Origin of the sequence: Leclercia sp. UBA5958 (assembly GCF_002430365.1) — a bacterium.
Classification (GTDB): domain Bacteria; phylum Pseudomonadota; class Gammaproteobacteria; order Enterobacterales; family Enterobacteriaceae; genus Enterobacter; species Enterobacter pneumoniae.
The window spans coordinates 467,355-479,852 of the sequence record NZ_DJCE01000004.1 but is presented as its reverse complement, the minus strand read 5'-3'; the positions used below and the strand labels follow the sequence as shown (position 1 = coordinate 479,852).

Here is a 12,498-nt window from a genome sequence, read left to right as displayed (position 1 = left end):
AGAGAACCTGCCGTCTGGAAAATGGCGAGCATAATCATGCCGGCCATCATCGCTGCTTTCTTTTTTATCCGTGTTTGATGAGGGCGCTGGAAGGGTACCTTCACAGCGAAGAACCTGAGCGGTACCCGACAAAACCAGGATCATAACGCGTTAACCCGGGTACGCATAAAATCAATAAACGTGCGCACCTTTGCTGAAACATGCTGGGCATCAGGATAGACAGCATAGATGCCCTGTTGGGCAAAAGTGTATTCCGGTAAAACGGGGAGCAGTTGCCCCGCCTCCAGCGCACTTTGTGCCAGCCACGCAGGCAACAGCGCCACACCACTACCGGCCAGGGCAAAGGCCATTAATGCCTGCGCGCTGTCCGCATATAATCGCGGGGCTTTTTTTATCTCCAGCATGACGCTCTCACCGGCAGCGTTACGTAGCTGCCAGCGCAGCGGTGAAGCGACGCGTTCATGAATGATCCAGTCAGCCTGCGCCAGCGCCTCTGGTGATCCCACAGGATGGGCCTGCAGCCACGCAGGGGATGCTACGGGCAAGATGGCAAACTGCGAAATCAGCGCGGCGTGATAGCGCGAATCTGCAAGCGTCCCAAGCCGAATGGCGACATCAAAACGTTCAGAAATAAGATCCCTGTGCAGCGAAGATGATACCAGCCGCACGCGCAGCTCAGGGTGCTGAAGGCTAAATTCGGCCAGCAGGGGCACCACCACCTTCGCCCCATATTCGGGAGTGCTGGTAATACGCAGTTCCCCCGTCAGCCCGGCATGGTTGGCGCGCACATCATCCGCGAGTTTCTCCGCGTTCTGAAGCAGCGCCACGCTACGTTGGTAAAACAGCTCCCCGGCTTCGGTTAAGCGCAGCCGACGAGTGGATCGTAGCAGCAGCGTAACGCCCAGTTCATCTTCGAGCTGGCGAATATTGAAACTGAGAACCGCTTTTGTTAACCCCATAACGTCTGCGGCAGCGGTAAAACTCCCGCTCTTCACCACCGCCACAAACATCCCTGTGCGCTGCAAATTCAACATCGTCAGCCTTTTTATTGTCAAAATTTTTTTGACAGTATATCGCGCTTTGTCGCGTTTATCTGTTCTCTCCCGCCCGCTACGATACGGCCTCACTGGAGGAGTTCCCATGACCTATCGCACCAGGGTTGCCGTTGTATTTCTGCTCGGCTTTTTTCTCGACCTGATTAACATGTTCATCGCCAGCGTGGCCTTTCCAGCAATGGGCCGGGCGTTTGACGCCACGCCTTCCGCACTTGCCTGGGTGAGTAATGGCTATATTGCCGGGCTAACGCTGGTCATCCCATTCAGTGCCATGCTGGCGCGCCTGCTTGGCCCCAAACGCCTGATCCTGCTATCGCTTTTACTATTTAGTACCGCTTCTACCGCCGCGGGGCTGGCGTCCACACTCGACAGCCTCATCGCCTGGCGCGTCGTGCAGGGGCTTGGCGGTGGGCTGCTGATACCGGTTGGGCAGGCGCTGGCGTGGCAGCAGTTTAAGCCGCACGAACGTGCCAGGCTCTCTTCGGCGGTTATGCTGGTGGCGCTGTTGGCACCGGCATGCTCGCCCGCGCTGGGCGGCGTGCTGGTGCAGACGCTCGGCTGGCGATGGATATTTTTTGCGACTCTGCCCGTCGCTGCCCTCGCATTTACGCTGGCCTGGCTATGGCTTCGTGACGAGAAACCACAGCAGATCGTGACGCGACGACTGCTTCATCTCCCGCTGCTGAAAGATCCGCTGCTGCGGTTTTCTATGCTGGTCTACCTGTGCATTCCCGGCACGTTCATTGGCGTGAACGTGATAGGCATGTTTTACCTGCAAAGCGTCGCCAGACTGACGCCTGCCGAAACGGGGGCGCTGATGCTGCCCTGGTCACTGGCCTCTTTTGTGGCGATCGCATCAACTGGACGCTACTTCAACCGTCTGGGTCCCCGACCGCTGATTATCCTCGGCTCTCTTTTGCAGGCCACGGGAATGGCGCTTCTTGTCCCTGTCGGCCCGGAGAGCCCGCTCGCACTGCCGGTGCTGGCATTTACGCTTATGGGTGCGGGCGGTAGCCTGTGCAGCAGCACGGCGCAAAGCAGCGCGTTTTTGACTATCCCGCATGATGCGATGCCGGATGCCAGCGCGCTGTGGAACCTGAACCGTCAACTGAGTTTTTTTCTGGGGGCGTTAGTGCTGGCCGCGCTACTTAGCCTGGCGCAGCACTACCTGCCGCCGATTACGGCGTGGCACAGTACTTTTATTTTTGCCGCTGGCGTAACCTTACTGCCCCTGCTGACCGTTATTCGTCTTAACAATGCGAAGGTGCTGATGCAGCTTCAACAGGAGAAATCATGACCCCGTACGAAAAAGAAATTATTGATCTTCACGTTGCGCTCGAGCAGTGGCTTGGAGAAGGCGAAGGCGACATCACCGCCCTGCTCGCCCGCTTCCGGCCGGATTTTATGATGATTCCACCGGGCGGCACTCATCTGGACCATGCGGCACTGGCCGGCTTCCTGCAAAACCAGCGCGGCAGTCGCCACGGCCTGAAAATAGCTATCGATGAACTCGTTACGGTGCAGGAATGGGAAGGTGGCGCGGTGCTGCACTATCGGGAGACTCAAACCCGTCCGGACCAGCCTGTCAACGTACGTTGGTCAACCGCGGTGCTTAATCAGGAAGGCGCTGGAGTCACCTGGCGTCTGTTGCACGAAACGACGCAGGGGTAGCACAAAAGAAAAAGGCCCGTCTCACGACGGGCCTTTTTTGACGAAAGGGTAATTATTCGCGGAACAGCGCTTCGATATTCAGACCCTGCCCCTGCAGAATTTCACGCAGGCGACGCAGACCTTCTACCTGAATCTGACGAACACGTTCACGGGTCAGGCCAATTTCGCGGCCGACGTCTTCCAGTGTCGCAGCTTCATACCCCAGTAAACCGAAACGACGTGCCAGCACTTCACGCTGTTTGGCATTCAGTTCGAACAGCCATTTAACGATGCTCTGTTTCATGTCATCGTCTTGCGTAGTGTCTTCCGGGCCGTTGTCTTTTTCATCGGCCAGGATGTCCAGCAGCGCTTTTTCGGAATCGCCACCCAGTGGGGTGTCAACCGAGGTAATACGCTCATTGAGACGCAGCATACGGCTTACGTCATCAACCGGTTTATCAAGCTGCTCGGCAATCTCTTCTGCACTTGGCTCGTGGTCCAGCTTATGGGACAACTCGCGTGCAGTACGCAGATAGACGTTCAGCTCTTTCACGATGTGAATCGGCAGGCGAATCGTACGGGTTTGGTTCATGATTGCCCGTTCGATGGTCTGTCGAATCCACCAGGTTGCGTAGGTTGAGAAACGGAACCCACGTTCTGGGTCAAACTTCTCAACAGCACGGATAAGCCCCAGGTTACCCTCTTCAATCAGATCCAGCAGAGCCAGACCACGATTGCTATAACGACGGGCAATCTTCACAACCAGACGCAAGTTACTCTCAATCATGCGACGGCGTGAGGCTACGTCACCACGCAATGCACGGCGCGCGAAATAAACTTCTTCTTCGGCTGTTAACAGTGGGGAGTAACCAATCTCCCCAAGGTAAAGCTGAGTCGCGTCAAGCACACGTTGTGTGGCGCCCTGCGATAACAGCTCTTCTTCAGCTAAATCGTTATCACTGGGTTCCTCTTCTACTAAGGCTTTTTCATCAAAAGCCTCTGCTCCGTTCTCATCAAATTCCGCGTCTTCATTTAAATCATGAACTTTCAGCGTATTCTGACTCATAAAGGTGGCTCCTACCCGTGATCCCTGAACGAAACATCCTGACTGGCATGTCTCGTCAAATTATCGCTGCGGCAAATACTGCAGCGGGTTTACGGATTTCCCCTTGTAACGAATTTCAAAATGCAAGCGTGTAGAACTGGTTCCGGTGCTACCCATGGTAGCGATTTTTTGCCCCGCCTTAACTTCTTGTTGTTCCCGGACCAGCATCATATCGTTATGGGCGTAGGCACTCAGGTAATCATCGTTGTGTTTGATGATAATAAGATTACCGTAACCGCGAAGTGCATTACCGGCATACACAACACGTCCGTCTCCGGTCGCGATGATAGCCTGTCCTTTACTCCCCGCGATATCGATCCCTTTATTTCCCCCCTCGGAGGAAGAGAAGTTCTCGATAACCTTGCCGTCAGTCGGCCAGCGCCATGAAGAGATCGGCGAGCTGGACGTTACACTGCTGGCAGTGGGCTCGGTAGAGCTAACCACAGGTGCCGTAACCGGTGCTGTGACAACGGTCGCAGTACCCTTATTATTCGGCAACATCTTGTTAGCACTCTGTTCACCTGAGTCCTCAGAATACGTAATTACAGGTTGTGAAGCAACCACTGTGCTTGATTTTTGTGCAGGGGTCACACTGTTATTTTGCGCGGTGACGTCGGCCGCAGAAACGCTGTTACCCGGCGTCAGAGGTTTACCGGTGGCATTGCCCACCTGCAGCGTTTGGCCTACTTCCAGTCCATACGGGGCTTGTACGTTGTTTCGCTGGGCGAGATCGCGGAAATCGTTCCCGGTGATCCACGCGATATAGAACAGAGTATCGCCGCGCTTAACGGTATAGGTGCTGCCGCCGGTATAGCTGCCTTTCGGAATGTTCCCATACTTGCGGTTATATACTATGCGGCCATTTTCGGTCTGAACAGCTTGTTCCACTGGCTGAATCTGCGTCGGCTGGACAACAGGACGTTGAACAGGTTGGATCTGCGGAGTTTGCTGCGCTGTAGAGTTACCCATCTTTGGTGGAGGAGTAATCAGCATTCCACTGGATGTGTTACCTGAACCGCTATTGCCGCCAACTGAGCTCACCGGCGCAGGGGGATTGTTTGAATTAGAACAACCTGCCAGCCAGAGTGAAACCAGTGATAATGCCGCGACACGGCTGATGGTGAATTTTGGGCTTCCCGCGCTCATTTATCCCCCAGGAATGTGTTAACTACCAGTGACTTAATATTATCCGTGTTGGCACGAATCTTTTGCGCCCCACGATACGCTGAATTGGCCTGAATAACCCTGGAAAAATCTGAGTCTCAGGCCAGCTCCCCCTTTACGAGAGGGACAAAGCGCACGGCTTCCACGGTATCGATGATAAATTCGTCGCCGCGCCGACGAACACGCTTTAATAGCTGCTGTTCATCGCCCACCGGCAAAACGAGAATACCGCCCTCATCCAGCTGCGATAGCAGTGCTGTCGGGATTTCGGGCGGTGCCGCCGTGACAATGATGGCGTCGAACGGGGCGCGTGCCTGCCAACCCTGCCAGCCATCACCATGACGTGTTGAAACATTATGTAAATCAAGTTGTTTGAGGCGACGACGCGCCTGCCACTGCAACCCTTTAATGCGCTCCACTGAACAGACATGGTGCACCAGGTGCGCCAGGATCGCGGTCTGGTAGCCAGAACCGGTGCCAATTTCCAGCACCCGGGACTCCGGTGTCAGTTCCAGCAGTTCGGTCATCCGGGCAACCATATAGGGCTGCGAAATTGTCTGCCCCTGCCCGATGGGCAACGCGACGTTTTCCCAGGCTTTGTGCTCAAACGCCTCATCGACAAACTTCTCGCGCGGTACCTGAGCCAGGGCATCAAGCACCTTCTCATCGGTAATGCCCTGAGCACGTAATTGATTCAGAAGGCTTTGTACACGTTGACTTACCATTGCTCGTTCACCCCGGCACGATCCAGCCAGCCTGACACCACATCCTGCGCGCTGTAAGCGGTTAAATCTACGTGCAGTGGTGTAATCGAGACATAGCCTTCATCAACGGCAGCAAAATCGGTATCGGGCCCGGCGTCGCACTTCTCGCCCGGCGGCCCAATCCAGTAGAGCGTATTACCACGCGGATCCTGCTGCGGGATGACCTGGTCAGCCGGATGGCGGCTACCACAGCGGGTAACGCGTATGCCTTTAATCTGGTCGAGCGGTAAATCGGGCACGTTGATATTCAGGATCCGCCCGGTGCGCAGTGGTTCACGGCTCAGGGCACGTAAAATCGTGCAGGTGATGGCAGCGGCCGTATCGTAATGCTGGTGACCATTGAGTGAGACCGCCAGGGCCGGAAAACCGAGATGACGGCCTTCCATTGCGGCGGCAACGGTACCCGAGTAGATGACATCATCGCCGAGGTTTGGCCCGGCGTTGATGCCGGAGACCACCACATCCGGTCGCGGACGCATCAGGGAATTCACCCCAAGGAAGACGCAATCAGTCGGTGTGCCCATCTGCACGGCAATGTCGCCGTTATCGAAAGCAAAGGTGCGAAGCGATGACTCCAGCGTTAATGAGTTAGAGGCACCGCTGCGGTTACGATCGGGAGCAACAACCTGAACCTCTGCGAACTCGCGCAGATGCCTGGCCAGTGTCTGTATGCCTGGGGCGTGGATCCCGTCATCGTTACTCAGCAATATTCGCATAGTCACCCGAAGTGTTGATAAGTTCCCTGACAACACTGGTGGCAAAGCTACCTGCCGGCAGCCAGAATCGTAACTCAAGGGTTACGTCATCCCACCAGTTCCAGTTCAACTGTTGCGGATAGAGCAGCATCGCCCGGCGTGCCGCTTCCACTTTTTCCCGCACCAGCAAAGATTGTAATTCCTGCGCATCTGCCACCGCAGATTGCTCCGCGCTCAGCGCGTCGCCCACACTTCCCCACTCTCCGGAGCCCGGAAGCGGTGCGGTAATCATCAGCGTTTTGTTTCCGACGCGCGTCTGCAGGTCGGCCATCTCTTCAGCCGTGGCCACGAACCAGCTGCCGCGCCCCGCTAATTGTAGCGCATCGCCGACAACAACTTGATTCGCGTCTGGTTTTTTCAGCCTTTCACTCACAATCTGATTAAACAACGCACTGCGGGCCGCAGACAACCAAAAACTGCGTTTATTCCTGTCGCGAACCGGCGCGTTACTCTGCGCCCAGCGTAGCGCCCCCTGCAGATTACTGCCGCCAATGCCGAAACGCTGCGCACCAAAGTAGTTAGGCACGCCCTGGGCACTGATGGCTGCCAGACGTTTTTCGACATCGGCGCGATCGCTGACTTCACGCAGCACCAGCGTAAACGCATTTCCCTGCAGGGCACCGAGGCGCAGTTTGCGTTTATGGCGGGCGTACTCCAGTACCTTACAACCTTCAAGCTCAAACTTACTGAGATCCGGCATCGAATTGCCCGGAACGCGCGCGCAGAGCCACTGCTCTGTGACGGCATGTTTATCTTTTTGCCCGGCAAAGCTCACTTCACGGGCATGAATCTTCAGGAACTTTGCCAGTGCGTCGGCCACGAAACGGGTGTTACAACCGTTTTTCAGGATCCGCACCAGGATATGCTCGCCTTCCCCATCCGGCTCAAAGCCGAGATCTTCCACCACCACGAAATCTTCCGGGCTGGCTTTTAGTAAACCCGTGCTTTGCGGCTTACCGTGCAGATAAGTGAGGTTGTCGAATTCGATCATTTTGCCGCCTTCACCAGCAGGGCTACTGCTTCGCAGGCAATGCCTTCACCACGGCCAGTGAAGCCCAGCTTCTCGGTGGTGGTGGCCTTGACGTTGACATCATCCATGTGACAGCCGAGATCTTCGGCGATAAACACGCGCATCTGTGGGATATGCGGCAACATTTTGGGTGCCTGCGCGATGATGGTGACATCGACGTTGCCAAGGGTAAAACCTTTGGCCTGAATACGGCGCCAGGCTTCACGCAGTAGCTCGCGGCTGTCGGCCCCCTTGAATGCCGGGTCGGTGTCCGGGAAGAGTTTGCCGATATCACCCAGCGCCGCCGCGCCCAGCAGCGCGTCGGTTAAGGCATGGAGCGCCACGTCGCCATCAGAATGGGCCAACAGTCCTTTTTCGTAGGGGATGCGTACGCCGCCAATGATAATTGGGCCTTCACCGCCAAAGGCGTGTACGTCAAAACCATGTCCAATTCGCATTATGCCTTCTCCTGAGGGGTCGAACGGGTAAGATAAAATTCCGCCAGCTGTAAATCTTCCGGTCGCGTCACTTTGATATTATCAGCGCGTCCTTCAACCAGAGTGGGATGGAAACCACAATACTCCAGCGCCGATGCCTCATCGGTAATGGTCGCCCCCTCATTCAGGGCGCGCGTCAGGCAGGCGTGGAGCAGCTCGCGAGGGAAAAATTGCGGGGTCAGCGCGTGCCACAAATCAACGCGCTCTACGGTATGGGCAATGGATGCAAGGCCTGGTTCAGCGCGCTTCATGGTGTCACGCACTGGCGCGGCCAGAATGCCTCCGACCTTGCAGGTCTCGCTAAGCGCCAGAAGTCGCGCCAGATCGTCCTGATGCAGACAAGGGCGCGCCGCATCGTGCACCAGCACCCATGCGGCCTCACCGGCGGCCTGAATACCGGCCAGCACCGAGTCGGCGCGCTCTGCGCCGCCATCAACGACCGTAATTTGCGGGTGGTTTGCCAGCGGTAGCGCGGCAAAGCGCGCATCGCCTGGGCTGATGGCGATCACCACCCGGGACACCCGCGGGTGCGCCAGCAGCGCCGCCACGGAGTGTTCAAGAATAGTTTTATCGCCAATTGAGAGGTACTGCTTAGGACACTCTGTCTGCATGCGTCGGCCGAACCCGGCGGCCGGTACAACGGCGCATACGTCCGTAAAAGTTACTGCCATGTCGTCATCCCGGGCTAATTATCGATTGTTTTGTACAGAGCCCTGGTTGCGTTTAGACGCATCCGGAACCAGACGATAGAAGGTTTCGCCCGGCTTAGTCATACTGAGTTCATTGCGTGCACGTTCTTCAATCGCCTCTTGCCCGCCATTGAGGTCATCAATTTCGGCAAAAAGTTGATCGTTTCGCGCTTTAAGTTTGGCGTTTGTCGCCTGCTGTGCCGTCACGTCATCGCTGACGCGACTATAGTCGTGAAGGCCGTTCTTACCGAACCACAGCGAATACTGAAGCCAGACCAGCAAAGCCAGCAACAGCAGCGTAAGTTTACCCATCCTGCCCCCTGAAAAACGGCATCATCATCCCATAACTTTCCCCACGACTCTACTCTGGGGCTACAGAGATGCCGCAACATCGCGGGCAAATGTACCACATTTTTTCCGCAGATTCGCGCCAGCACACCATTGCACATAGTTGGTTACGGTTTGAATTATGGCTGAACTTATCCCATGAGCCACAAAAATAACAGCCCGAACAGGACAACGACCGTCACAATGGTGATGATGGCGCTATAAAGCAGTCTGCCATCCAGCAGCGAGTGCAGCGCAATGCCGACCACAACCGCGACGGGCATCAGCGCCAGGAAGAAAGGCCAGGTATAGAGGAAGAAAAACAGCGTGTTACTGCCGTAAATCAGAAACGGGATGCCCAGCGCCATAAGCCACGAGATAAAGCCGACGATCGCCCCAGGGAAAGACCAGGTCGTCTCGTCGTTAGTCGCTACTGTTTCCGACCTGGTGATAATGTAATTTTCGCTGTTACGCATCGCTAATCCTGTACCATGACACATCGGGGAAGCCTAAGCCCGATACCGTCTCAGGATCTGATAATATCGCCCTGTCTGAGCAGGTCTAATAATTGGCCTACTAAATTTGTTACCAATTGTTGACCTTGCAGGTGAATTTCAGGCGTTTCAGGCGCTTCGTAAACGGCATCAATTCCGGTGAAGTTTTTCAGCTCGCCCGCGCGCGCTTTCTTATACAGGCCCTTCGGATCGCGCTGCTCACATACGGCCAGCGGCGTATCGACAAAGACCTCCAGAAAACGGTCGTTACCCACGCGCTCGCGTACCATCTGCCGCTCGGCGCGGTGCGGAGAGATAAAGGCCGTCAGGACCACCAGCCCGGCGTCGGCCATCAGGCTGGCCATCTCACCGACCCGGCGAATATTCTCTTTGCGATCATCATCGCTAAAGCCCAGATCGCGACACAGGCCGTGGCGTACATTGTCGCCATCAAGCAGATAGGTGCTGACCCCCGCCTGGTGAAGCGCCTCCTCCAGCGCCCCGGCAACGGTCGATTTACCCGAGCCCGAAAGCCCGGTAAACCACAACACAACCCCACGGTGACCGTGGAGTTGTTCGCGTTGCGCGACGGTAACCGGATGAGGATGCCAGACGACGTTCTCATCATGTTGCGCCATTACTTGCCTCCCAGCAGATCGCGTGCACCCCAGTGTGGGAAGTGCTTACGCACCAGCGCGTTCAGCTCCAGTTCAAAGGCGCTGAATTCAGAGACGACGGCAGCCTCTTCATTTGGCTCACGTACCATACCCGCGCCTACCGTGACGTTCGTCAGACGATCAATGAAGATCAGACCGCCCGTGACCGGATTCTGCTGATAAGCGTCCAGCACCAGCGGTTCGTCGAAGGTGAGATCGACCAGACCAATACCGTTCAGCGGCAGTTCAGTGACATCGCGCTGGGTCAGATTATTGATATCCACCTGGAACTGAATACCGTCCACGCGTGCACGGGTCTTCTTGCCCGCGATTTTAATGTCGTAGCTCTGGCCTGCGGTCAACGGCTGTTCAGCCATCCACACCACATCCACGGCAGCCCCCTGCACCGCTTTTACCCTTTCCTGGGCATCCACTAGCAGGTCGCCACGGCTGATATCAATTTCGTCTTTTAGTACCAGAGTTACGGCTTCACCCGCCCCCGCTTCCTGGAGATCGCCATCGAAGGTCACAATGCGGGCGATGGCCGATTCCACGCCGGACGGCAGCGCTTTAACGCGCTGGCCTACCTGCACAGAGCCGGACGCCAGCGTGCCAGAGAAGCCGCGGAAGTCGAGGTTCGGCCGGTTGACATACTGCACCGGGAAGCGCATTGGCTGGGTATCGACCACACGCTGGATCTCTACGGTCTCGAGTACTTCCAGCAGCGTCGGGCCGCTATACCAGGGCATATTTGCGCTCTGGGAGGCGACGTTATCCCCTTCCAGCGCCGAGAGCGGCACGAAACGGATATCAAGGCTGCCCGGCAACTGCTCAGCAAAGGTCAGATACTCTTCACGAATACGGTTGAACGTCTCTTCGCTGAAGTTCACCAGATCCATTTTATTGACCGCCACCACCAGGTGTTTGATCCCCAGCAGCGTGGAGATAAAGCTATGACGGCGAGTCTGGTCCAGCACCCCTTTACGCGCATCCATCAGCAGAATGGCCAGGTCGCAGGTGGAGGCGCCGGTGGCCATGTTGCGGGTGTACTGCTCATGCCCCGGGGTATCGGCAATAATAAATTTGCGCTTTTCGGTGGAGAAGTAGCGATAGGCCACGTCAATGGTGATGCCCTGCTCACGCTCCGCCTGCAGGCCGTCCACCAGCAGCGCCAGGTCGAGCTTTTCGCCCTGAGTCCCGTGACGCTTGCTATCGTTATGCAGCGACGAGAGCTGATCTTCATAAATCTGGCGTGTGTCGTGCAGCAGGCGGCCAATCAGGGTGCTTTTCCCGTCATCGACGCTGCCGCAGGTCAAAAAGCGCAGCAGGCTTTTATGCTGCTGAGCGTGCAGGTAAGCTTCAACCCCGCCTTCATCGGCAATTTGTTGTGCAATAGTGCTGTTCATGGCGGCTCCTTAGAAATAACCCTGACGTTTCTTCAGCTCCATGGAGCCTGCCTGGTCGCGGTCAATGACGCGGCCTTGTCGCTCGCTGGTGGTGGAGACCAGCATCTCTTCGATGATCTCCGGCAGCGTCTGCGCGTGAGATTCCACCGCGCCGGTCAGCGGCCAGCAGCCGAGGGTACGGAAGCGCACCATCTGTTTTTTGATCACCTCACCCGGTTGCAGGTCGATACGGTCATCATCAATCATCATCAGCATGCCATCGCGCTCCAGTACCGGACGCTCTGCGGCCAGGTACAGCGGAACGATTTCAATATTTTCCAGATAGATGTACTGCCAGATATCCAGCTCGGTCCAGTTGGAGAGCGGGAAGACGCGAATGCTTTCGCCCTTGTTAATCTGGCCGTTGTAGTTGTGCCACAGCTCCGGACGCTGGTTTTTCGGGTCCCAGCGGTGGAAACGATCGCGGAAGGAGTAGATACGCTCTTTCGCGCGAGATTTCTCTTCGTCACGGCGCGCGCCGCCGAAGGCTGCGTCAAAACCGTATTTATTCAGCGCCTGCTTCAGCCCTTCGGTTTTCATGATGTCGGTATGTTTGGCGCTGCCGTGCACGAACGGGTTGATCCCCATCGCCACCCCTTCCGGGTTTTTATGCACCAGCAGCTCACAGCCATAGGCTTTGGCGGTGCGGTCACGGAATTCATACATCTCACGGAATTTCCAGCCAGTGTCCACGTGCAGCAGCGGGAACGGCAGCGTGCCTGGATAGAACGCTTTACGCGCCAGGTGCAGCATCACGCTGGAATCTTTGCCGATGGAGTACATCATCACCGGGTTGGAGAACTCGGCGGCCACTTCGCGGATGATATGAATACTTTCCGCTTCGAGCTGCCGCAGGTGAGTAAGTCGTTTTTGGTCCATAACCGTTCC

15 protein-coding genes are annotated in these 12,498 nt (G+C 56.3%); 2 read left to right on the top strand and 13 right to left on the bottom strand.

The window, feature by feature from the left end; all coding sequences use genetic code 11:
• Nucleotides 1-140: 140 nt before the first annotated feature.
• Nucleotides 141-1,034: a LysR family transcriptional regulator gene (locus tag B2Q93_RS06775; protein ID WP_286932282.1), complete on the bottom strand. Its 894-nt coding sequence runs from the start codon at nt 1,032-1,034 to the stop codon at nt 141-143.
• A gap of 106 nt (nt 1,035-1,140) precedes the next feature.
• Between B2Q93_RS06775 and B2Q93_RS06770 the strand changes: the two genes are divergently transcribed.
• Nucleotides 1,141-2,352, top strand: a complete 1,212-nt coding sequence (locus B2Q93_RS06770) for an MFS transporter (protein WP_046886147.1) — start codon at nt 1,141-1,143, stop codon at nt 2,350-2,352.
• Nucleotides 2,349-2,726: a DUF4440 domain-containing protein gene (locus B2Q93_RS06765; RefSeq protein ID WP_286932281.1), complete on the top strand. Its 378-nt coding sequence runs from the start codon at nt 2,349-2,351 to the stop codon at nt 2,724-2,726. The genes B2Q93_RS06770 and B2Q93_RS06765 overlap by 4 nt, the downstream gene beginning before the upstream one ends.
• Before the next feature lie 52 nt (nt 2,727-2,778).
• Here the strand turns inward: B2Q93_RS06765 and rpoS are convergent, their stop codons facing one another.
• From rpoS to cysD, 12 genes are all read right to left on the bottom strand, one after another.
• Nucleotides 2,779-3,771 carry an RNA polymerase sigma factor RpoS gene (gene rpoS, locus B2Q93_RS06760; protein WP_039029959.1) on the bottom strand — a complete coding sequence of 331 codons (993 nt, stop codon included), beginning with the start codon at nt 3,769-3,771 and terminating at the stop codon, nt 2,779-2,781.
• Between the two features lie 60 nt (nt 3,772-3,831).
• Complete coding sequence (gene nlpD, locus B2Q93_RS06755) at nt 3,832-4,956, bottom strand: murein hydrolase activator NlpD (RefSeq protein ID WP_286932280.1); 1,125 nt, start codon at nt 4,954-4,956, stop codon at nt 3,832-3,834.
• Nucleotides 4,957-5,072: 116 nt separating this feature from the next.
• On the bottom strand, nt 5,073-5,699 hold the full coding sequence (locus B2Q93_RS06750) for a protein-L-isoaspartate(D-aspartate) O-methyltransferase (RefSeq protein WP_040074262.1): 627 nt from the start codon (nt 5,697-5,699) through the stop codon (nt 5,073-5,075).
• On the bottom strand, nt 5,693-6,454 hold the full coding sequence (gene surE / locus B2Q93_RS06745) for a 5'/3'-nucleotidase SurE (RefSeq protein WP_212476389.1): 762 nt from the start codon (nt 6,452-6,454) through the stop codon (nt 5,693-5,695). The genes B2Q93_RS06750 and surE overlap by 7 nt, the downstream gene beginning before the upstream one ends.
• Nucleotides 6,435-7,484 (bottom strand): tRNA pseudouridine(13) synthase TruD, encoded by a 1,050-nt coding sequence (gene truD, locus B2Q93_RS06740; RefSeq protein ID WP_040074260.1) that lies wholly within the window; start codon nt 7,482-7,484, stop codon nt 6,435-6,437. The genes surE and truD overlap by 20 nt, the downstream gene beginning before the upstream one ends.
• On the bottom strand, nt 7,481-7,960 hold the full coding sequence (gene ispF, locus B2Q93_RS06735; protein WP_040074259.1) for a 2-C-methyl-D-erythritol 2,4-cyclodiphosphate synthase: 480 nt from the start codon (nt 7,958-7,960) through the stop codon (nt 7,481-7,483). The genes truD and ispF overlap by 4 nt, the downstream gene beginning before the upstream one ends.
• Entirely contained in the window at nt 7,960-8,670 is a 711-nt protein-coding gene (gene ispD, locus B2Q93_RS06730; RefSeq protein ID WP_286932277.1) for a 2-C-methyl-D-erythritol 4-phosphate cytidylyltransferase, read from the bottom strand. The genes ispF and ispD overlap by 1 nt, the downstream gene beginning before the upstream one ends.
• Nucleotides 8,671-8,688: 18 nt before the next feature.
• Entirely contained in the window at nt 8,689-9,000 is a 312-nt protein-coding gene (gene ftsB, locus B2Q93_RS06725; RefSeq protein WP_040074257.1) for a cell division protein FtsB, read from the bottom strand.
• Between the two features lie 167 nt (nt 9,001-9,167).
• Nucleotides 9,168-9,491: a DUF3561 family protein gene (locus tag B2Q93_RS06720; protein WP_046886152.1), complete on the bottom strand. Its 324-nt coding sequence runs from the start codon at nt 9,489-9,491 to the stop codon at nt 9,168-9,170.
• A gap of 50 nt (nt 9,492-9,541) precedes the next feature.
• Nucleotides 9,542-10,147, bottom strand: coding sequence for an adenylyl-sulfate kinase (gene cysC / locus B2Q93_RS06715; RefSeq protein ID WP_212476393.1), 606 nt, complete (start codon nt 10,145-10,147; stop codon nt 9,542-9,544).
• A complete protein-coding gene (gene cysN / locus B2Q93_RS06710; protein ID WP_286932274.1) occupies nt 10,147-11,571 on the bottom strand; it encodes a sulfate adenylyltransferase subunit CysN in 1,425 nt (474 codons plus the stop codon). The genes cysC and cysN overlap by 1 nt, the downstream gene beginning before the upstream one ends.
• 9 nt (nt 11,572-11,580) lie before the next feature.
• Nucleotides 11,581-12,489, bottom strand: coding sequence for a sulfate adenylyltransferase subunit CysD (gene cysD, locus B2Q93_RS06705; RefSeq protein ID WP_040074253.1), 909 nt, complete (start codon nt 12,487-12,489; stop codon nt 11,581-11,583).
• Between the last annotated feature and the right edge of the window lie 9 nt (nt 12,490-12,498).